The 19,843-nt window shown below is 41.1% G+C and carries 21 protein-coding genes and 1 pseudogene; 1 reads left to right on the plus strand and 21 read right to left on the minus strand.

Annotated elements, in window-relative coordinates:
• Window positions 1–10: 10 nt before the first annotated feature.
• The 12 genes from ABIE66_RS17085 to ABIE66_RS17140 all read right to left on the minus strand — a co-directional run bounded on the left by ABIE66_RS17085 (window position 11) and on the right by ABIE66_RS17140 (window position 11,364).
• Entirely contained in the window at window positions 11–181 is a 171-nt protein-coding gene (locus ABIE66_RS17085; RefSeq protein WP_064505144.1) for a YpmA family protein, read from the minus strand.
• 155 nt (window positions 182–336) lie between these two features.
• On the minus strand, window positions 337–3,114 hold the full coding sequence (gene dinG / locus ABIE66_RS17090; RefSeq protein WP_370015677.1) for an ATP-dependent DNA helicase DinG: 2,778 nt from the start codon (window positions 3,112–3,114) through the stop codon (window positions 337–339).
• Window positions 3,115–3,308: 194 nt separating this feature from the next.
• Entirely contained in the window at window positions 3,309–3,692 is a 384-nt protein-coding gene (gene panD / locus ABIE66_RS17095; protein WP_289315852.1) for an aspartate 1-decarboxylase, read from the minus strand.
• Between the two features lie 25 nt (window positions 3,693–3,717).
• Window positions 3,718–4,566, minus strand: coding sequence for a pantoate--beta-alanine ligase (gene panC / locus ABIE66_RS17100; RefSeq protein ID WP_370015678.1), 849 nt, complete (start codon window positions 4,564–4,566; stop codon window positions 3,718–3,720).
• Window positions 4,563–5,399 carry a 3-methyl-2-oxobutanoate hydroxymethyltransferase gene (panB, locus tag ABIE66_RS17105; RefSeq protein ID WP_289315850.1) on the minus strand — a complete coding sequence of 279 codons (837 nt, stop codon included), beginning with the start codon at window positions 5,397–5,399 and terminating at the stop codon, window positions 4,563–4,565. The genes panC and panB overlap by 4 nt, the downstream gene beginning before the upstream one ends.
• A 343-nt stretch (window positions 5,400–5,742) precedes the next feature.
• On the minus strand, window positions 5,743–6,723 hold the full coding sequence (locus tag ABIE66_RS17110) for a biotin--[acetyl-CoA-carboxylase] ligase (protein WP_289325590.1): 981 nt from the start codon (window positions 6,721–6,723) through the stop codon (window positions 5,743–5,745).
• The gene (locus tag ABIE66_RS17115) at window positions 6,708–7,901 is read right to left on the minus strand and encodes a CCA tRNA nucleotidyltransferase (RefSeq protein ID WP_370015679.1); all 1,194 of its coding nucleotides are present in this window, start codon (window positions 7,899–7,901) and stop codon (window positions 6,708–6,710) included. Before ABIE66_RS17115 ends, ABIE66_RS17110 begins: the two co-directional genes overlap by 16 nt.
• 13 nt (window positions 7,902–7,914) lie before the next feature.
• On the minus strand, window positions 7,915–9,054 hold the full coding sequence (gene bshA / locus ABIE66_RS17120) for an N-acetyl-alpha-D-glucosaminyl L-malate synthase BshA (protein ID WP_370015680.1): 1,140 nt from the start codon (window positions 9,052–9,054) through the stop codon (window positions 7,915–7,917).
• 4 nt (window positions 9,055–9,058) lie between these two features.
• On the minus strand, window positions 9,059–9,772 hold the full coding sequence (gene bshB1 / locus ABIE66_RS17125) for a bacillithiol biosynthesis deacetylase BshB1 (protein ID WP_370015682.1): 714 nt from the start codon (window positions 9,770–9,772) through the stop codon (window positions 9,059–9,061).
• Window positions 9,756–10,181, minus strand: coding sequence for a methylglyoxal synthase (locus ABIE66_RS17130; RefSeq protein ID WP_289325594.1), 426 nt, complete (start codon window positions 10,179–10,181; stop codon window positions 9,756–9,758). The genes bshB1 and ABIE66_RS17130 overlap by 17 nt, the downstream gene beginning before the upstream one ends.
• 18 nt (window positions 10,182–10,199) lie before the next feature.
• Complete coding sequence (gene dapB, locus ABIE66_RS17135) at window positions 10,200–11,000, minus strand: 4-hydroxy-tetrahydrodipicolinate reductase (RefSeq protein ID WP_289325595.1); 801 nt, start codon at window positions 10,998–11,000, stop codon at window positions 10,200–10,202.
• Window positions 10,993–11,364 carry a nucleotide pyrophosphohydrolase gene (locus ABIE66_RS17140; protein WP_370015684.1) on the minus strand — a complete coding sequence of 124 codons (372 nt, stop codon included), beginning with the start codon at window positions 11,362–11,364 and terminating at the stop codon, window positions 10,993–10,995. The genes dapB and ABIE66_RS17140 overlap by 8 nt, the downstream gene beginning before the upstream one ends.
• Before the next feature lie 155 nt (window positions 11,365–11,519).
• Between ABIE66_RS17140 and ABIE66_RS17145 the strand changes: the two genes are divergently transcribed.
• Window positions 11,520–12,392, plus strand: a complete 873-nt coding sequence (locus ABIE66_RS17145) for a YitT family protein (protein ID WP_289315842.1) — start codon at window positions 11,520–11,522, stop codon at window positions 12,390–12,392.
• A gap of 155 nt (window positions 12,393–12,547) precedes the next feature.
• On the opposite strand, the gene ABIE66_RS17150 is transcribed toward ABIE66_RS17145, so the two are convergent.
• The 9 genes and pseudogenes from ABIE66_RS17150 to ABIE66_RS17190 form a co-directional block, all read right to left on the minus strand.
• Complete coding sequence (locus ABIE66_RS17150; RefSeq protein ID WP_289325597.1) at window positions 12,548–13,222, minus strand: zinc metallopeptidase; 675 nt, start codon at window positions 13,220–13,222, stop codon at window positions 12,548–12,550.
• An 85-nt stretch (window positions 13,223–13,307) separates the two neighbouring features.
• The gene (ypjB, locus tag ABIE66_RS17155) at window positions 13,308–14,093 is read right to left on the minus strand and encodes a sporulation protein YpjB (protein ID WP_289315840.1); all 786 of its coding nucleotides are present in this window, start codon (window positions 14,091–14,093) and stop codon (window positions 13,308–13,310) included.
• Between the two features lie 121 nt (window positions 14,094–14,214).
• Complete coding sequence (gene lhaT, locus ABIE66_RS17160; protein WP_370015685.1) at window positions 14,215–14,811, minus strand: lipoprotein heptaprenylglyceryl N-acetyltransferase LhaT; 597 nt, start codon at window positions 14,809–14,811, stop codon at window positions 14,215–14,217.
• A 179-nt stretch (window positions 14,812–14,990) separates the two neighbouring features.
• Window positions 14,991–15,759 (minus strand): annotated as a pseudogene (locus ABIE66_RS17165) (c-type cytochrome).
• A 56-nt stretch (window positions 15,760–15,815) separates the two neighbouring features.
• Complete coding sequence (qcrB, locus tag ABIE66_RS17170; RefSeq protein WP_034307974.1) at window positions 15,816–16,490, minus strand: menaquinol-cytochrome c reductase cytochrome b subunit; 675 nt, start codon at window positions 16,488–16,490, stop codon at window positions 15,816–15,818.
• Between the two features lie 3 nt (window positions 16,491–16,493).
• Window positions 16,494–17,000, minus strand: a complete 507-nt coding sequence (locus ABIE66_RS17175; RefSeq protein ID WP_289325599.1) for a QcrA and Rieske domain-containing protein — start codon at window positions 16,998–17,000, stop codon at window positions 16,494–16,496.
• Window positions 17,001–17,160: 160 nt separating this feature from the next.
• Window positions 17,161–17,622 carry a YpiF family protein gene (locus ABIE66_RS17180; protein ID WP_370015686.1) on the minus strand — a complete coding sequence of 154 codons (462 nt, stop codon included), beginning with the start codon at window positions 17,620–17,622 and terminating at the stop codon, window positions 17,161–17,163.
• 161 nt (window positions 17,623–17,783) lie between these two features.
• Window positions 17,784–18,335: a ReoY family proteolytic degradation factor gene (locus ABIE66_RS17185; protein WP_289315836.1), complete on the minus strand. Its 552-nt coding sequence runs from the start codon at window positions 18,333–18,335 to the stop codon at window positions 17,784–17,786.
• Between the two features lie 41 nt (window positions 18,336–18,376).
• The gene (locus ABIE66_RS17190) at window positions 18,377–19,648 is read right to left on the minus strand and encodes a tetratricopeptide repeat protein (protein ID WP_289325602.1); all 1,272 of its coding nucleotides are present in this window, start codon (window positions 19,646–19,648) and stop codon (window positions 18,377–18,379) included.
• Between the last annotated feature and the right edge of the window lie 195 nt (window positions 19,649–19,843).

Here is a 19,843-nt window from a genome sequence, read left to right on the forward strand (position 1 = left end):
TTCCCTCTTTCTATGTACGATAAATTGTAAATATCGCTTTTTCTTGATCTTCGGAATCCAATGCCAGACCGAACATTAAATCATCTTTTTTCAATGTTCGGTTCAAAGAATCCACAATTTTATACAGATCAGGAGAATGTTGCAACCTGACTGTTGAAATTACTTCAATTTTACTTTCCATGAAAACGCCCCTCCATTTTTAAATATTGTCAACAACCACTGGTATGAAAAGGATTTGAAGGCTTTACCACCTTTCACATTATACCAGTTCATAAGTTATTTTTCTTTATAAATTGATAAAAATTCAATTGGATTAATGAATAATCTAAAGATTCTTTATATCCACTCTTCTATCATATCAGCCATTTCTATTATTGAGGCTTGATGCCAGTCGACTGCCGGAATGGCCTTTTGAAATTCGGGACCATATTTGGCAGTGACGATGCGGCGATCAAGAATAACCAAAATCCCTTTATCTTCTGGAGTTCGTATAAGCCTGCCGAATCCTTGTCGGAACCTTAACAGGGCTTCAGGTAAAGAATACGCAGAAAAAGCATTACGCCCTTGCTTTTCGAGAAGTTGGCATTTTGCAGCTGTCACTGGTTCATCCGGAGGAGAAAAAGGCAGCCTGACAATGATTAAACAAGATAAATCCTCGCCTGGTATATCGACGCCTTCCCAAAGGCTGGTTGTCCCAAAAAGGACGGCTTTTTCGAAATTTTGGAAATTCCTGAGCAGCCTCATACGGCTTCCACCAGAAATTCCTTGTGCAAACAGGGTGAACTCATCCAGGACACCAGTGTCTTTAATGGAATGATACGTTGCCCGCAGCATCTCATGGGAGGTGAACAATACCATCATCCTGCCTTTAGCTGCCTGAGCGGCGGCAATAATATGGTTTGCTGCGGTTTCCGAGAATTCCTCCACCGTTAAGCAATTGATATCCGGTATATCATTTGGAACCAGAACCTTTACGAGTTCCTTATAAGGAAAGGGCGAAGGAAAACTCGCTGTCTGAATAAGCTCATTCTCTAAACCGAGTTGTTCTTTAAAATAATTAAAAGAATCCTTCACCACAAGGGTTGCTGATGTCATGATCACACTTTTTTGGCGCCCGAAATAGGAATCCCATAACCATTTACTTCCTGAAATCGGCTGAACCGTAAGAGTCACCCCGTGCTGAGGTGCTGAATTCGTATAATCAAGCCAATAAATATTTACTTCATGAGGCTTAATGAAAAATTCATGTAGGGAGTCCCTGGTATCCTGCAAATGCCCAAGCAGCACTTCAATATCATTTAAGTAAAATAATGAATTTTTACCCAAGGGGGACTCTTTATTCAACAAAAGCGCCAATCTTTTCTCTAATTCCGTGATGATATAACCTAACAAGTCAACCAATCGCTCAGCCACCAGGATCGCTTTACCCCATCTGCCATCATCTATTTTGAATGAAAGCCGTTTCGGACTCATGGAACGGGAAAGTTTTTCCGCCTGACTGGAGATGTAATAAAAAAGCTGTTCGAATTCATAGGAAAAGTCACTAAGCTTTTGATCTAATTCATGCGAAGACTTCCCATCCGTCAGTCCATTATTTAAGAGTAACCTGTCCAATTTGTACAATAATTGCTTTTGATCTGATGTCCCTAGTCTATTCAAAACCGTCTTCACCGAAATATAATTAAGCCTGCTCCCAAGCTGTTTAGATGCAGCCTGTTCCAAATGGTGTGCTTCATCGAGTATCAGATACCCTTTCTTGGGAATCAAAGCGTCTTCTGTAAGTAGATCCGTCATTAAAAATGAGTGATTAGTGATGATGATATCCGCCTTGGTCGCCGTTTTTTTTGCCCTTTCAAAAAAATCCAATTCTAGCCAGGGCTGTTTTAAACCGGCGTATGTAAGACCATCACTTTGCAGCCTATTCCAAAACAGTTGACCGCCGCTTGTGAGATTCAATTCATCTTTATCGCCTGTTACGGTTTCAGTAAGCCAAACCAATATCTGCATTTTAGTTAATGCCGTTTCATAATTATCTTCCTTTTCACGCAATGCCCTTTCGAACTTCGCCAAGCTCAAATAATTACTTCTTCCCTTTAACAAAACAGCTTGAAAGGTAAAAGGAAGGATTGACTTAAGCTTAGGGACTTCGTTTTGGAGAAGTTGATCCTGTAGCTGAAGCGTATACGTCGAAATGACGACCGGTTTTTGATGTTTTCTTGCAAAATAAACGGCTGGAAGCAGGTAGCCTATGGATTTTCCAATACCTGTCCCAGCTTCAATGATTGCATCTTGGCTGGATTCGAAGGAATGGTGAATCATGTTCATCATATCAAGCTGACCGCTTCTTGCTTCAAAAGCAGGGAATGCACTTTGAAGCATGGAGATTTTTTCCTCATCATCGAGCGGGAATTCTGACTCCGTGTCTTTATGGTCACTCTCTTCTTCGGCCTTTTTAAATGCAAGGCCCCTATAAGTTATAAGATCTGGTGAATGGACTTCTGCTTTAGCAAGTTTGCTTGCTATGCAAGCATCTATCAATTCGGAAATTTCACTTTGTAAGGAATAAGATAATCGATATAATTGTTTAAGCGTCATCACCGGAAGATTCATCAGCTTTTTTTTCAATTCCAATAATAATAGAGCGGTGGCATATGCATCACTATCCGCTTGATGGGGCCTGGAATGATCTAGGTTTTCTTCTTTAGCCAGCTGGTGCAGCTTATATCCATCGGATGTTGGCTTTAATATTTTCGCTAATTCTACTGTATCAAGGGTGGAACCATAAAACGGCTCAAACCCACAGCGTACTAGTTCTTCCTGTAAAAAAGATAAGTCAAATAAAACATTATGGGCAACAAAACAAGCCCCTTCTATCAGCCGGGCAATATTTTCTGCGACATCTTCAAAGTCAGGTGCATTTTTTACCGTCTCGTTGCTTATTCCGGTCAATTCTTCAATAAACAAGGAAATTTCCTGTCCAGGGTGGATGAATGTCGAGTATTCATCCACAATTTGGTCATTTTCGATGACCACGCCAGCAAATTGAATAATTCTATCCCCTTTTTTCGGAGAATTCCCTGTTGTTTCCAAATCGACCACTACATATCGTTGCATCATGAATTGTACACCTCAAACTTCGCTTTCTCCACTTCCTGATGGAATTCTCTTATCTTTTTTATACCATAATAATCGTAATAAAGGAAACAAGCCGTTCATCATACCTATTCTAAAACCCGTTCCACCATTCATCATCCGCCGAAAAGGGCCGACACCCGTGCATGATTCATGCACATGTGCCGGCCCTCCGCTTACATGATTGTAGCTGCAGGTTCTTTTGAAATCAGTTCAATGATTTTGTTATTTTCATCCATGATCGCAACTTTTGGTTGGTGATCTCCCAGTTTATCCTCGGCAACCATCACGTAAGAAATGATTATCACGATATCATCCGGCTGCACCAGTCTTGCTGCCGCTCCGTTCAAACACACGACACCGCTCCCCCGTTCACCCGCAATCACATACGTTTCAAGTCGAGCACCATTATTATTATTCACGATGGTGACTTTTTCATTAGGCAGAATACCCACCGCATCGATTATGTCTTCATCAATTGTAATACTGCCAACATAGTTCAAATTAGCTTCAGTTACCCGTGCACGGTGGATTTTTCCATTCATCATCGTTCGAAACATCACATTTCCCCCTGATCTTCATGAATTATTCTACATTTAAAGTAATATTATCTATTAGCCTTGCATGCTTGAACTTAACGGCGATTGCAATGATGACGTTTCCAGAAAGCATTTCAATTGGTTTAAGTTCCGGATATTGATAGATTTCAATATAGTCGATCACCCCATTTGTATGGGCACCAATATGTTCACTTACCAGAGCCGTGGCGGTTGCAGTATTTCTTTCACCTGATATAATCGCATCTTTGGCCTTTAATAAACTTTGGTACAGCTCTTTAGCTTCCATTCGTTCCTGATCTGATAGGTTAACATTTCGAGAGCTCTTTGCTAACCCATCTTCTTCTCGTACGGTATCTACAGCTACAAGCTGGATCGGGAAATTAAAGTCTTTGATCAATCCATCTATCACGGCGACTTGCTGGGCATCCTTCTTCCCGAAGTAAGCTCTATCAGGAAGGATGATATTGAAGAATTTCGTCAAGACCGTCGCTACACCATCAAAGTGTCCAGGCCTTTGTCTCCCGCATAAACAATCCGTCCTGCTTTGGACAACAACTTTGACTGATGGTTCTTCACCGTACATTTCGTGGACTGTTGGATAGAAGAGATAATCCACTCCGGCATTGGCTGCGACATTTTCATCCCGTTCCAAATCCCGTGGATATGTTTCAAAATCCTCATTTGGTCCAAATTGCAACGGATTAACAAAGATACTCAATACCACAATATCATTTTCTTTGCGAGCCTTTTCCATTAGGGTTGCATGCCCCTCATGTAAAAAGCCCATTGTCGCTACATAGCCAATGCTTTGGTGATTGCTTTTTTCCTCCCGGAGCGCCTTTTGCAAATCTGCTGCTGATGTAAAAGTTTTCATCTTTTCCCTCCGTAAAGTTCTGTAAGCTGCTCTTCCTTCATCGTAAATGAATGTTCTTTCGACGGAAAATCTTTAGATTTCACTTCATTGACATACCTTGTTATCGATTGGCCAATCAGTTCATTCGCATCTCCATAAACTTTTACGAATTTTGCAACCCGATCTACCCCATACTTGATGACATCATGATAAACGAGGACTTGACCATCCGTGTCTGCACCTGCCCCAATTCCAATGGTAGGAATCCCCAGGTTCCTTGTGACGAGTTCCCCCACTTGATATGGTACACATTCAAACACTACTGCCATCGCACCTGCCGCCTCACACTTTTTCGCATCTTCCACAAGCTGTGCTGCAGCTTCAGCGTCTTTTCCTTGCACTTTATATCCGCCCAGAACGCCGACTGATTGAGGAGTCAAGCCAAGATGGGCTACAACCGGGATGCCCGCCTTCGTCAATGCTGATATTTTATATACAACATCGTCTGCTCCCTCAAGCTTTATGGCATCCGCATGACCTTCCTGCATGATGCGGGCTGCATTCTTAAGTGTTTCATCCATGGATAGGTGATAGCTCATAAAGGGCATATCAGTCACGACAAATGTATTTGGGGCCCCGCGTTTTACTGCTTTTGTATGATGGATCATGTCATTCACCGTAACAGGGATCGTAGAGTCATAACCCAAAACGACCATTCCTAAAGAATCACCGACTAAAATCATGTCTACACCTGATTGTTCGGCTAACTTTGCCGACGGATAATCATAAGCCGTAAGCATGACAATTTTCTCTTGATTTTGTTTCATTTTCAAAAAATCTCCGGACAATTTCATTACGTTTCCTCCTTTTTGTTGGAGGAGATGAAAACATCAGAGTAAACTGGTGTCTATACATTCATACGCAAAAAAAGACTGACTAAAAAAGTATCTGTTTAGCTAAGAAAAATGGCTTAAAAAGCCAGATTTCGTTCAATAAACAGCACTTGTCATTTTAGTCAATCCCTTTGTTCCATCAGAAGTTTCATCCCTCCGTCCCAGTCCAATCTCTGGATCAAGGCAGATTTTCAAATAATTTGGTATTTATGGGGGTGCAGTTCACATGAGATACTGCCCACTTGCATTATATCAAGCCAATTTCAATAATTCTATTTATTTTTCGCGGATTTGACAAAAAAATCTACTGAATTTCAATATCTGCAGAATAAATCGAATGTACTTTTCCTTTTCCGTCTTCAAGTAGTAAAACACCTGAATCCGTTATGCCCAATGCTTTTCCGACAATCGTGTCATTGACGGTACTGGCTTTGATAACCTGTCCAAGGCTGATCGCATAACTCTCCCATAGGTCCTTTATTGGCATGAAGCCTTGTTCTAAATAGAGTTCGTACAAGTTTTCCAGACGAAACAATGCTCGTTGAATGACCTTGGACCTTGAAACCGTCCCTCCATTTTCTATGAGAAGGGAAGACGCTTTTTCCTGCAGTTCTTCAGGAAAATCCTCCAATTGCTGGTTGATATTCATTCCAATTCCGATAATGACAGAATGGATTCTATCTGACTCCGCCTGCATCTCCGTCAGGATGCCCACCACTTTCTTGCGATTCACCAAAATATCATTCGGCCACTTTATTTGTGGCTTCAAATCAGTGGTATCCTCTATAGCCTGAGCCACGGCGACCGCGGCCAATAATGTAAGTTGTGGAGCCTCATGAATCGGGATTTTCGGTCTTAGTATGAGACTCATCCATATGCCGCTGAATTTTGGGGAATGCCAAGATCTCATCAATCTTCCTTTTCCGGATAATTGTTCCTCGGCAACGACGAGGGTCCCCTCCTGAACGCCTTCATTTGCTAGTTGATGCGCAATTTTTTGAGTGGATTCCACAGTTTCCTGATAGTGGATCATTTTGCCGATCGTTTTTGTTTCCAAGCCAAGTTGTATTTCACTTTCTGACACTTTTTCCGGCGCTGATATGATCCGGTAGCCTTTTTTCCTAACGGCTTCAACATTATAACCTTCACTGCGCAGGTCTTCTATATGCTTCCATACTGCCGTACGTGAACAACCAATATATTCTGCAATTTCCTGACCGGATATAAATGCACCATCCGCTTTTGAGAGGGCTTCCATCAACTTTGTTCTTAACTCAGATTGCATTTCTCCAGCCACCTCTTTATTTCTTCTTTATCATTTCTTAATTCTTCATTCAAGACAGCTTTCAATATTTTTTCCAAGTATTCTTTCACCCATGGACCTGGTTTCTCTTGATGCCAATTCAATAAATCCGTCCCCGTTACGGCAAGATCCGACATATGTTTAATAATGAGTTCATTGTAGCGTAGATGTGCATTCTCCTCTGCACGCGATACATTTCCCCCAGTCAGTGCTGCCCTGACTTTAGCAGCTTGTACAGTTACGCCATGACCTGCCTGAAATACATCGATAGCTGAATTTTCAAAAGAGGGTTCTTTCTTTACTAGCTGTATGATACGTTGAACGTTTCTTATCGTTTTCAATGGCAGCTTCCATGCCCTTAATGCCTCTTCCATTTCCCGATCACTTGTATGAACCATGATTACTGACCATATTTCTGCCGCTTTAAGCTGATGAAGCGGAAGATTTAGTAATTTACTTAAATGCTCCTTCTTACTGGAGAATTGAGGCAGGTATCGATATAATCCGCTTTCTAGCAAGAGAGAGAGAGCCCTTAACTTATTGGATCCGGCCAATAACTTTTCAAATTCAACCAGGATTCTTTCGACAGCGATTTCACTGATGATCTGGGCGTTTTCTTTAAGGGAATCAAAGGTTTCTTGATCCAGTTCAAAATCAAGTTGACTGACGAACCTTAATGCACGCATCATTCTCAAAGCATCCTCATGAAACCTTTCATGCGGGTTGCCAACCGTGATGATCCTTTTTTCAGTCAAATCACGCTTTCCATTAAATGGATCGATAATGTTTCCGGACTTATCCATGGCCATTGCATTCATCGTGAAATCTCTTCTCCGTAAATCCTCAGTCAAAGAACGGACAAATTGCACAGAATCGGGTCTGCGGAAGTCCGAATACCCGCTTTCCGTTCTAAACGTCGTAATTTCGTATGTACCCGAATCCGTAATTACAAGGACTGTTCCATGGTCAATCCCGATATCAGCCGTTTTAGAAAAAATCAGTTTGATTTCCTGGGGTGTTGCGGAAGTAGCAATGTCCACATCGTTGATGGGCCTGCCGAGGATATAATCCCTTACTGAGCCACCAACGAAATAGGCCTCGAATCCTGCTCCTTCAATCAATTCGAGAATGGGTACTGATTTTAAGAATAACTGATCCATCAGCATCCCCTCCCTATTCCATAGATTTACTTTCAAGTGCTTGAAGGTAGATGGCTTCATACTCTGACATGATTGTAGCCGAATGAAAATTGGTATTGGCCCTTTCCAGCGCAGCCTCAGAAAAGCGTTTATGCAAAATCGGGTCGCTTAAAAGTCCAATCGCTTTTTCTGCAACCATTTTGACATCACCCAATTCACAAATATAACCAGTCTCCCCATCTACGATGACTTCAGGAATTCCCCCGATATTCGTCCCGATACAAGGAACTCCACATGCCATCGCCTCGAGAAGCACGAGGCCGAAACTCTCCTTTTCAGATAATAGGAATATCAGATCACTGATTGAATATAATTCGGCAAGGTTATCCTGCTTGCCAAGAAACAAGACCGATCCATCGATCCCAAGATCTTTAGCCAATTTCAAAACGGTTGTCACTTCCGGTCCGTCACCTACGAGCAGAAGCTTGGCAGGCATTTTCTTTTGTGTTAAATAAAACGCCTGGATGACATCTTTCACACGCTTTACCGAACGGAAATTCGAGACGTGTATGATCACTCTTTCATCTTCCCTGATTCCGTATTCATCCCTCAGGTATTCTGAATTGGATTTATGGTAATCCCTTTCATCAATAAAATTATAAACGGTTTTGATTTCCTTATCCGGTGCGATTAAATCATGCGTTTCCTGGACAAGGGAATTAGATACCCCTGTAACGACATCGGACTGCTCTATCCCGAACTTTATCAAATTGGTCAATGAGGGATCATGGCCTAATACGGTTATGTCCGTACCATGCAGTGTGGTCACGATCTTTACTTCATTACCTGACATCTGCTTTGCAAGGATCGCACAAACAGCATGTGGAATTGCATAATGAACGTGAAGGATATCTAGTTTCTCCCGTTTTACCACATCCGCTATCTTGCTGGCAAGGGCCAGGTCATATGGTGGATATTGAAAGACTGAGTAAGAGTTCACTTCAACCTGGTGATAATAAATATTACAGTACATCTTATTCAAGCGAAAAGGGAGGCTTGATGAAATGAAATGTATTTCATGTCCTTTTTCTGCAAGCATTTTACCTAATTCAGTTGCTACGACACCAGAACCCCCAACTGTAGGGTAACAGGTAATTCCAATTTTTAATTTCATAAGATTATTTTTCTCCTAACAAGTCGGCATCGATCAGTAACGGTTTTTTTGTCATGAATCCTTCCGCATAGGCGACACCCACTTCTTTTCCGAACATCCGCTCCCGTGCCTCCACTGTCTCGATATAGCCATTCACTAGCGGGGTTTCAACAGTTCGTTCACTTTTTTCGAATTGGCTGCCATAGGCTCTAAGACTATCCAGTTTTTGTGATATTGAAGAAGTGATGTCCACGACGAAGTCCGGTTTGTGAAAACCATTTATCATATAATAGTACATATTCTGGACACGATGAGAATCCAGGCCTTCTTCTTCCATATACTTTCTGACTCCTGCCGAAAAAACTGCTTCTTCGACTAATTTGGCACAGTTTCCATGATCGGGATGCCGATCTTCAAAAAAAGGGGCAAATACAAGGGCAGGTTTATATTGACGAATGACTGTAATGATTTGATCTATGTATTCCGCTTTCATATATAAACCCCGGTCGGGTAAATCAAGGGAAATCCTTTTCACCCCAAGGATTTCAGCAGCCTTATCCGCTTCCTCCTGACGCAATGGAACGGTTCCATTGGATGACATTTCAGCTTTTGTCAAATCACAAATGACAATTTCCTTTCCTTGCTTCACATATTTAGCAATCGTGCCCCCCATACCTATTTCAACATCATCCGCATGCGCGCCGAAAGCCAGGATATCTATGTTACTTTTGTTTATCATTTATCTCACCTTGTTTTTTCCGTAGTTTTAGCCAGTCCATATACCCATGTTTCAAACCTTGTATCAGCACTTCTGCCGTGCCCATATTTGTCGCTAAGGGAATTTCATAGACATCGGATAGGCGTATAAGCGCTGATACATCCGGTTCATGTGGCTGTGATGTCAATGGATCGCGGAAAAATAGGACCATATCCATTTCTCCGCGCGCAATCATTGCACCTATTTCCTGATCTCCGCCAAGAGGTCCTGAATGAAAACGATGGACAGGCAGTGAGACTTCTTCCATAATTCTTTTACCAGTCGTACCTGTAGCAAATAATTCATGCTGCTCAAATACAGCTTTATAGGCTGTTATAAATTGAATGATATCTTCTTTTTTCTTATCATGGGCAATTAAGGCAATTCTCATCGTAAATCCTCCTTCTCCCTATTCGATAATATTTTCCAGGCCGTATACAAGAACATCCAATTTCATGACGGTATCGACAGCTAGTTTGACTCCTGACATGAAGGATGCTCGATTAAAGGAATCATGTCGGACCGTCAATAGCTCTCCCTCACTTCCAAAAAGCACCTGTTGATGAGCAACTAGGCCCGGAAGGCGTACACTATGGATATGCATACCGTCTACATTTGCTCCTCTTGCCCCCTGGATGGTTTCTTTTTCATTTGGGTGTCCTTGTTGTTTTGTTTCACGTACCGCTGCAATCATATCTGCCGTTTTGGAAGCCGTACCAGAAGGTGCATCCAGTTTTTGATCATGATGCATTTCGATGATTTCCACATCCGGGAAATACTTTGCGGCCATTTGTGAAAACTTCATCATCAAAATGGCTCCGATTGCAAAGTTTGGCGCGATGATGCAGCCGATGCCCTTTTCTTTTGTAAGTGAATCAAGCTTCGCTAAATCTTCCTTTGTAAAACCTGTCGTCCCCACTACAGGGCGGATGCCATGATTAAGTGCCGTTTCGGTATGAAACATCCCCACTTCAGGTGTTGTTAAATCGATCAATACGTCTGCTTCAACAGAAGAAAAGCATTCATTTATATCCGAAAAAACAGGTGCTTCAATACCGTGGAAACCTTCTATTGCGGAGAGGCTTTCCCCGTTATACTTACGATCTATGACAGCGGCCAATTCAAACCCTTCTGTCCCATGTACGAGCTTCACCGCTTCATTTCCCATTCTGCCACGAGGACCAGCTACAATTACTTTCACTTTACTCATTTTTACCTTCCCCTTCCATTTCCTCTTCTTTTCTTGTCCATCTATCTTTATCACGGGTTGTAAACTTTTCCATGACCTTATCATGTGAGCTTTGAAGGTCAATCCCTAAAGAATTGGCAAAACAAATTAACACAAAAAGCATGTCCCCCAATTCCGCTTCAATACTATTCTCTTCCTCGGTTGGTTTCTTCGGTTTTTCACCATGGTAGTGATTGACTTCCCTAGCCAATTCCCCAAGTTCTTCCGACATGCGGGCAAGCATGGCCAAGGGGCTGAAATATCCTTCTTTGAATTGTCCTATGTATTGGTCGACTTCCGCTTGCATTTGTTGGAGCGTCTTTTGCTTTTCCATATAGTCACCCATTCTTGATTTTCGTTTTCAAACATTATACCTTCTCCATGTTAGCTAAAAGTGAAACGGATGACAACAGATACGTTTGCGAATCAAAATTGCCCATAGTTGGTTAATTAGTTATAATAAGTAAATTACTGATATGCTAACCTTTGGAGGTATGGGACATGCTTTTGGGCTTAAAATTGAAAAATACTATATTCATCCTTTTTGGGGCTGGAATCTTCGCCTTTGGCCTTGTGCATTTTAACATGCAGAACCACTTGGCCGAAGGCGGATTCACCGGTCTCACCTTGATTATATATCAACTTATCGGGATAAATCCTTCTTATTCTAATTTGATTTTGAATATTCCCCTATTTTTAATAGGGTGGAAATATTTAGGCCGCACATCTTTCTTTTATACGATTATCGGAACAGTCGGCCTCTCCGTTTGGCTCTGGGTTTTCGAGAGATACCAAATCGATATAGATCTCGGAAACGATTTGATGCTGGTGGCATTGTTTGCCGGGGTCTTTGTTGGTGTCGGGCTCGGGATCATCTTTCGTTACGGAGGGACAACAGGCGGAGTAGATATCATTGCCCGTTTTGCCCACCGTTACTTAGGAATGGGCATGGGACGGACCATGTTCATCTTTGATGCAGTTGTAATTGGCCTGTCCATCCTTACCTACCTGGATTACCGGGAAGCGATGTATACCCTCGTTGCCGTATTTATAGGCGCTAGAGTAATCGACTTTATGCAAGAAGGAGCCTATGCAGCCAGAGGTGCAATGATCATTAGTGAGAAGAACAAGGAAATTGCCGAAAAAATCATGAATGATATGGAGCGTGGCGTAACGGTATTACGGGGATACGGGTCCTTTACACGCAATGACCGGGAAGTCCTCTATTGTGTTGTTGGGAAAAATGAGCTTGTCCGCTTAAAAAATGCCATAACATCGGTGGACCCTCATGCATTCGTATCTGTAAGTGAAGTACATGACGTATTGGGCGAGGGCTTTACACTTGATGAGAATAAGAACCCCATTGAAAGGTAATCGAGGGGCTGGTGGCATACCGAATGGAATGTAATCCTTTTGAATGTTTCCCCGAATACCTGACTTTTATAAGCAATGTACAACAAATATTTTTAAAAAGCGTTTATAATTGCATGTTAAAAAGGACCCCATCCCGTGATGGCGTCCTTTTATCATTAATCTTCTTCTCTCATTCCTGTATACATAAGCAGAAGACGAACTAATTCCAGTACGGCTACAAGAGCGGCAGCAACATAAGTCATTGCAGCTGCACTTAATACTTTTTTCGTTTCCCGTTCTTCATCATTTCGGATGACCCCAACTGAAACGAGTTGATCCATCGCCCGTGAAGAAGCATTGAACTCAACCGGCAGTGTTATCACTTGGAAGAGAACAGCGGCTGCCATGAAAACGATACCCGCCAATAGCAACCCAGGAATTGAGGCTAACATCCCGATTAATATTAAAATCCAAGATATGTTAGAACCAAAGTTAGCTACCGGTACTAACGCATGGCGGAAACGTAAGAATGCATATGCTTCTTTATCTTGAATCGCATGTCCAACTTCATGGGCTGCAACCGCTACACCGGCAACTGAATGGCCGTGATAGTTATCTGTTGATAAACGCACCGTTTTATCCCTTGGATCATAATGGTCCGATAGCATTCCAGGTGTCTCTTCGACCCTGACATTGAACAGACCATTTTGATCCAAAATGGCCCGCGCCGTCTCAGCACCATTCATACCAGAAGAAGCCGGTACCTTTGTATATTTTTTATACGTGCTTTTCACTTTCATTTGTGCATAAATCGGGATTAAAATGATAATCGCCAAATAAATGAAATACATGGTATCCTCCTATGACTATAATTACTCTTAATTCTATGGATTGAGGGCACCCCTGTCAAATATAGTGTTCTCTTCCCCTGTCTTTTTAATCATTATGTTCTTTCCTTGGTTTCTCCCTATCACCTTTATATTTTCTCCAGCCTACATAAGAAAGCGTCATAATGATGATACTGCCTGTCGATATGATGACCCACCAAAGGGAAGGATCTGCATCATCTTCCCCCATTTCATCAAAAATGGAGGTTAGTTCGCTTTGTAATGCATCCAGTTCCTTTTGACTCTCTCCATCACTGATTACTTCCGGTCGGTATTGGTTGATGTATTGAATCCTCGTGTCCAGTTGCTGCATCGTTTCTTTAGAAAGGTCGACTTTCAAGCTAGGATATATCATTTCATATTGTGAAAGGAATAAGTTCAATTGGCTATTGAATGTAATCGTGTCTTGATTGATGGCGGCATTCTTTGTCTGCTGGAAAGAATTCATCATTTGATCCTCCATCTCTGTCCAAAGGGGCTGATGGGTAGACTTGACCGCATCAACGACAAGCCGGAACTTTGTTACAGAATTAACCTTTTCGGAATCTCCCTTATTCATATCCTTTATTGTCATCAACGCTTCATTATGAGCTACAGTAATAATTCGAAGTTCGTCCATGTCAAGGATCTGCTCTTTCGCTGTCTCTTTTAAAAACCGATCAGAAAAAAACGTCAGCATCTTTTCCGAATCTCCATATCGCTTCAACTTGGCCATTTCCAAGGCACTATCGGAAATGTTATCTAATTGCTCCAAACTTGAAGAGGATTCTGCATAGACAGGGAAATGTAAGACGACAAATAAAACAGCAATGGTTAATATGAATTTTTTCAACATGCTACTCGTCCCTCCTCATATCTCTACTAAAACGATATGAAAGAACAAACATGAGTAGACCTCGTTCAACACAAAAAAAAATTAACCCTGCTTTTACAAAGCTGTATACAGGGCTAACTTTTTAATGGATGAAGGATAGGGTGATCCGCTTTTTTCTATATCCAAAATACCAGCCGACAAAAATGGAAAGTATGCTGAGCCAAAAAGTAAAATAACCTATCGAGTTCATATATACCAATAGATCACGATATATTGGCATCATTTCAAAAACATAATCGATTATGTCATTATGTATGGTCCAAATCCCTGCGACTATCAAATGCCAAGGTTTTATTCGATAAAATGGTGCATATAATACCCCTTGAATCGCCATTCCCAAATGAGAAGCCATTAACATATAGCCTTCCCATGGCAATGAACCTGTTGTCACTAATGTCATTAGATTCATAACAACTGCCCATATACCATATTTGAATAGTGTTATTATCGCCAACGCTTCCATAAGTCTAAAGTTTCTTTTTAATAGGAACCCCAATAAAACAAATACAAAAAACAGGCTAGCTGTCGGGCTGTCCGGTACAAAAGCCAAAAAAATGGCCGGAGTGTTTTCCAATTGACTTCCGTACCAATAATATCCAAAGGCTGTTCCGAATATATTTATTATTAATAACAAAAAGAGCATTTGCCGATTTGCAAGCCAACTGTAGATAACATTCATTCTTTTACCCTCACTTACATTCTCATGTATACTCATTTTACATTCCATCACCTTGAAAACCAAGCATTCATTTCAATTTCCTTTCATTTACGCTTCAATTTACCAATAAAAAAGCCGACAACCGTAGTCGTCAGCTTTTCATTTACAGCATATGAAAGAAAATGCTGTTGATGGTTATATTATTTTGCTGATAATCCAGATACAAATTCAGCTAATGTTGCCAATTCTTCATCTGTACCTTTGAACATGCCAGCTGGCATGGCACCCTGGCCTTCGCGAGCGATTTTAGAGATTTCTTCTGGCTTTAAACCTGTGTCAATTAAGCTTGGCGCTCCAGCTCCACCAGTTAATTCTGCTCCGTGACAGCTAATACAGCCACTAGAATCCATCAGTTTATACCCATCGCTTTCTTTATCAATGTCTGCACCTTCTACGATTGCTCCTTGCTTCTTGGAAGCTTCCCAATCGTGATGTGCCGCAGACTCCCATGTTAAATAGAAAACACCCGCCATTGCCAATAGCATGAAGCCTACAGCAAAAGGACGTTTCGCTGGGCTCCGCTCTGGACCACGATCTAAAAAAGGTGCCAAGAGCAATGCCCCGAAAGCCAAACCAGGTATTACCATGGACCCGATTGCATTATAAGGGCCTGAAGCATAAGTATACTTAAGTAATTGGTAAAGGAATAGGAAATACCAGTCTGGCAGCGGAATATACGCTGTATCTGTAGGATCTGCTATCCTTTCCAATGGCGATGGATGTGCGATTGTCAGGCATAGATAACCTACAAGAAATACGGCTCCGACCATCCATTCTTTTAAAAAGGAAATTAGGCCAAAATGCTTCAGTTTTCCCAGGATATTCTGAATAATCTTTCGGAATATTCGGTTTACGGTCCGCGGAGATACGCGAGTCACCTACGAATTTCATACCTTTCCCACGATGCATTGAACAATTCCCCTCCTTTATGAAAAGGTTTTTTTGGTTCTTGATTCACCATTCTTTTATAGTGGACCTGAAATACCTTGTTTTCGGATCATTAGGAAATGAGCCGCCAGTAAAGCAAATAATGCTGCAGGCAGGAAGAATACATGAATTGCAAAGAATCGTGTCAATGTCTGTGCTCCAACGATGGTTGGATCTCCTGCTATCAATGTCTTGAGTGCCGGTCCCATTAACGGTACCGATTCGACAATTGTCAACGTAACTTTCGTTGCGAATAGCGCTTTCATATCCCATGGCAATAAATAACCAGTCAAGCCTAATGCCAGCATGATGAAGAAAATCAATACGCCGACCATCCAGTTCAATTCACGCGGTTTTTTGTAAGCTCCCTGGAAGAAGACACGAAGAGTATGTAAAAACATCATAACGATAACTAGACTTGCTCCCCAGTGATGCATACCACGGACAATTTGACCGAAGGCAACTTCATTTTGCAAATAATAAACAGATTCCCAAGCGTTTTTAATGTCCGGGACATAGTACATCGTCAAGAACATGCCTGACAAGATTTGGATGACCGTAATAAAGAAAGTTAACCCACCAAAACAATATACGAATGCAGAAAAATGATGTGCGGGGTTAACATGTTCAGGAACCTCATGGTCAGCAATATCCCGCCATAATGGCGTAATATCTAAACGCTCGTCCACCCAGTCATATAACTTTGTTAGCAATGTTTACGCCTCCCCATGCGGTTTTAGTTGACCCAAATAAAGAATTCCATCTTTTTCTTTCGTGCCATAGACATCCAATGGTGAAACCGGCGGTGTCCCTTTCACGTTCACTCCATCTTTCGTATACCTGCCGTAATGGCAAGGACAGAAAAATTGATTCGGATTAGACTTATCCGTATTCCATGCTACCGTACAGCCTAAATGCTTACAGATTGGAGATAATGCAACGATATTGCCATCATCCGTTTTGTAAACCCACGCTGTATTTGTTTCTTCAGACTCATACCACCCATCGACCTGCTTGAAACTAAAGTCGACACGGGTTGGTTCGGTAGTCAGTTCACTTACCTTCTGCTTAGTTGCAATGTAATCCCCGCCTTTATCTGCTGATAATACAGGATCAATTGCAAACCTAACCATAGGCATCAACATACCGGCCGCCATAAATCCACCAACGCCAGTAAGTGTGTAATTAAGGAATTGACGTCGTGAAACATTATGCTTGCTCATGCGTTTTCCCCCCCTCTATTACTATACTGAGAGCCCAAAGGACCAATAAATAGCAACACTATAAAACTAGGACATTTCCATGATATCTCAATAATTTACCAAGGTCAATATTTGTAAAACCCAAAAGGTGGCAACTATGTGTCAAATAATGCGAAAAATCCTACTTTTTTTCATTTTTCCAATTATAAGTGAATATATCAAGGATCTGGAGAACCTGCTGGTTAATCATTTCCCTGGCTTGTTCAATTTCAAGCCCCTCCAGGGGGACGGCAGGAATCCATACTAAATTATTTTCCAATTCCCGCTCTTCCTTTTTCCACTCGAAATCTGATGTAAGAAAAAAAACATGCTTGAAATTATTTTCTTTCACTTCATTGGCCCAACCCTTTAACCGCTCAATCTTATCCAATTCATCACTTAAATAATGAAATGTTGGCAATAAAAGAATTCTTCCTTTCATCTGCTTTTCAAGTTCCAAGCTTAAAATGGTAAGAAATTCATTCATTGAACCCGTTTGCTTCATTTGCGATCCAAAAGATAGGGGAACCAAAGGAATTAATACGGTATCCACATATTCTTTAGATTGCATATACATGTCAAGATCTTTTGCTGTCCACTTCATGCTTTTCTTCACTCCCGATTTTTTAAATCAACTCCTTATCATTTTACCATTATTTTTATAACATCTTTACCATATACCCATAGTCTTTACAAAAATGTGGATTTTATCAATGTTTTATAAAAAATAAAAACCTTTCCTGATTACGGAAAGGTCATTTTATTTCATCCAAGTACTTTTAGTTGATTCAATTGTTCGGTTAAATCCTTAAATGCTTGTTCATCATGCTTATCAAGTGCTTCATCGATTTCCTTTAGCAGACGATCCCTTTGAAAATAAAGCATGCTTTTTTCTAAAAATTGTTCAGCCAGCAGCTGATCTTTTTCGTTCGATGCCGTAGATTTCGGCATGAAGGGATTATTTTCCAATACCGCTGCATATTGATAGGAAGAGTAAGCGGATTTAAAATTGAGCTGAATATAAATGTCTTCATCCCGATTTAACCGGATATCATGAAAAGATTTCTCTGCATCGGTCGTCATGATATTGGACTTATAGAACCTGAAAGGGACTTCATCCACACAATGTGTCGACATAATTAGTCCGCGTGGGCAATATTGGGCATTTTCTACAAAATGAACCTTTTTCATTAGTTGATCATGACTCATTAAGTAATTCAATATCCACACGCATTCTCTTCGTTTTAGTTGATAATGATTTAAAAACCACCGAATAAAATCCTTCTTCTCATTCACAGAAACAGGGGCAGCCACCATGAATTCCCTCCTCTGTCTTGATTTAGTTTCATTTCGCTTATCTACAGTTCATCTGTACTTTCACCTAGCCGCTCCAAAATCATCGCATACTCATCATTTGCTGGGTTTATCTCAAGCAGCTTATTAAATACTTCTCTAGATGTGGCTCTGTCTCCTTCTTCAATTAAAAAGAAACCATAGTCTTCCAGGAAATCTTGATTGTTCTTGAATGAATTATATGCTTTATGATAGCTGGTTAATGACTCTTTAAATTGTTCGGTGTGTTGATAAGATACAGCAGCTATCCAGTCAAACTGCGGATCATCCTCTCCATACCGCCTTACTTCACCAATACACTCGAGTACATCTTCATACCTTTCGTGGTGCATATAAAGTTTCAAGAGGGTAAGTGCAGCTTCCAGGTATCCTGGATCAATGGCAAGAGCTTCTTTAAATAGATTTTCCGCCTCTTCATCAAGTCCGCTTTTCAAGGCAATTTTTCCACCGAAGAAGTAAAGTTCCTTATTGAATTCATCAGCCTTGATTCCTTCTTTGACCGTTTTCAGGGCATTTTCCAAATCCTCAAGATGTTCATAACTCTTTGCCAGGTATAAATATAGGGAATGGTATTCATGATCTAATTCTTTCAGTTCAACAAACTTTCGTACCGCTGTCTCATAAAGACCTGCCTGAAAAGCCGTAAATGCATATTCAAATAGGGTATTGATTTCAAGTCCATCATTCAAGGCCTTTTCAAAGTGCGGAAGGGCCTCCTCGAATTTCCCAGAACTGCTTAATGCTTCAGCAAGCCTCTGATTGACATTAACTCCAGCGATTTCTTGTTCCTGTTCCAAAACCTTTATGTAATTTGCAATGGCTTCCTGATCCCTTCCTTGATGAAAGAACAGTTCAGCTAGCGCAAAATCAATGATGATCTCATCGGGAAGTATTTCCTTTGCCTGCAGTAATTTTCGTTCACTGACCTCATCCATCCCCTGTAATTGATAAAGGTCCGCTTCCAAAAGCAAAGCACTTGGATATACTTCATCATCTGCACTTACTTTTTCAAGCATCAGCATCGCTTCATCTTCCTGGTCCATGTCAATCAGGATTTCCGCCAATGAAACAATCAATTCTCCTTCATCAGGATAGAGTTCCAGAAGATGTTCAAAAAGATCCTTTGCCTCCTCCACAAAACCAAGCTGGAGCATTTCCTCGGCCAGCAACAATATGTCCTCTGCTGACTCTGATGATTTAATACGATTTATATGTTTAAGAGCTTCTGTTAATTCCCCTTTTTTTAAATGCTGTATAACTTGTTCCACTGTGTTCATTGTTGATTCCTTCCTTTTGCATGATTGACTTGGTCTCTAGTCATACACACTCACGTCATTATGTGACATTCTCTGCCATCAAGACAAAATACCCATGTTGCAATAGTGAGATGCATAGTAAACAGTATTTATTAGTTTACCATACTGTAGCCCTGTATTCCATTGATGAAGTCCCCTCCTCATTCTCATTAAAAA

The organism is Peribacillus sp. B2I2 (genome assembly GCF_041261685.1).
GTDB lineage: Bacteria > Bacillota > Bacilli > Bacillales > DSM-1321 > Peribacillus.

Coding starts and splice junctions, on each gene's coding strand:
- ABIE66_RS17085 (WP_064505144.1), bottom strand. CDS start 181: ATGGAAAGTAAAATTGAAGTAATTTCAACAGTCAGGTTGCAACATTCT.
- dinG (WP_370015677.1), bottom strand. CDS start 3,114: ATGCAACGATATGTAGTGGTCGATTTGGAAACAACAGGGAATTCTCCG.
- panD (WP_289315852.1), bottom strand. CDS start 3,692: ATGTTTCGAACGATGATGAATGGAAAAATCCACCGTGCACGGGTAACT.
- panC (WP_370015678.1), bottom strand. CDS start 4,566: ATGAAAACTTTTACATCAGCAGCAGATTTGCAAAAGGCGCTCCGGGAG.
- panB (WP_289315850.1), bottom strand. CDS start 5,399: ATGAAATTGTCCGGAGATTTTTTGAAAATGAAACAAAATCAAGAGAAA.
- ABIE66_RS17110 (WP_289325590.1), bottom strand. CDS start 6,723: ATGCAATCTGAGTTAAGAACAAAGTTGATGGAAGCCCTCTCAAAAGCG.
- ABIE66_RS17115 (WP_370015679.1), bottom strand. CDS start 7,901: ATGGATCAGTTATTCTTAAAATCAGTACCCATTCTCGAATTGATTGAA.
- bshA (WP_370015680.1), bottom strand. CDS start 9,054: ATGAAATTAAAAATTGGAATTACCTGTTACCCTACAGTTGGGGGTTCT.
- bshB1 (WP_370015682.1), bottom strand. CDS start 9,772: ATGATAAACAAAAGTAACATAGATATCCTGGCTTTCGGCGCGCATGCG.
- ABIE66_RS17130 (WP_289325594.1), bottom strand. CDS start 10,181: ATGAGAATTGCCTTAATTGCCCATGATAAGAAAAAAGAAGATATCATT.
- dapB (WP_289325595.1), bottom strand. CDS start 11,000: ATGAGTAAAGTGAAAGTAATTGTAGCTGGTCCTCGTGGCAGAATGGGA.
- ABIE66_RS17140 (WP_370015684.1), bottom strand. CDS start 11,364: ATGGGTGACTATATGGAAAAGCAAAAGACGCTCCAACAAATGCAAGCG.
- ABIE66_RS17145 (WP_289315842.1), top strand. CDS start 11,520: ATGCTTTTGGGCTTAAAATTGAAAAATACTATATTCATCCTTTTTGGG.
- ABIE66_RS17150 (WP_289325597.1), bottom strand. CDS start 13,222: ATGTATTTCATTTATTTGGCGATTATCATTTTAATCCCGATTTATGCA.
- ypjB (WP_289315840.1), bottom strand. CDS start 14,093: ATGTTGAAAAAATTCATATTAACCATTGCTGTTTTATTTGTCGTCTTA.
- lhaT (WP_370015685.1), bottom strand. CDS start 14,811: ATGAATGTTATCTACAGTTGGCTTGCAAATCGGCAAATGCTCTTTTTG.
- ABIE66_RS17175 (WP_289325599.1), bottom strand. CDS start 17,000: ATGAGCAAGCATAATGTTTCACGACGTCAATTCCTTAATTACACACTT.
- ABIE66_RS17180 (WP_370015686.1), bottom strand. CDS start 17,622: ATGAAGTGGACAGCAAAAGATCTTGACATGTATATGCAATCTAAAGAA.
- ABIE66_RS17185 (WP_289315836.1), bottom strand. CDS start 18,335: ATGGTGGCTGCCCCTGTTTCTGTGAATGAGAAGAAGGATTTTATTCGG.
- ABIE66_RS17190 (WP_289325602.1), bottom strand. CDS start 19,648: ATGAACACAGTGGAACAAGTTATACAGCATTTAAAAAAAGGGGAATTA.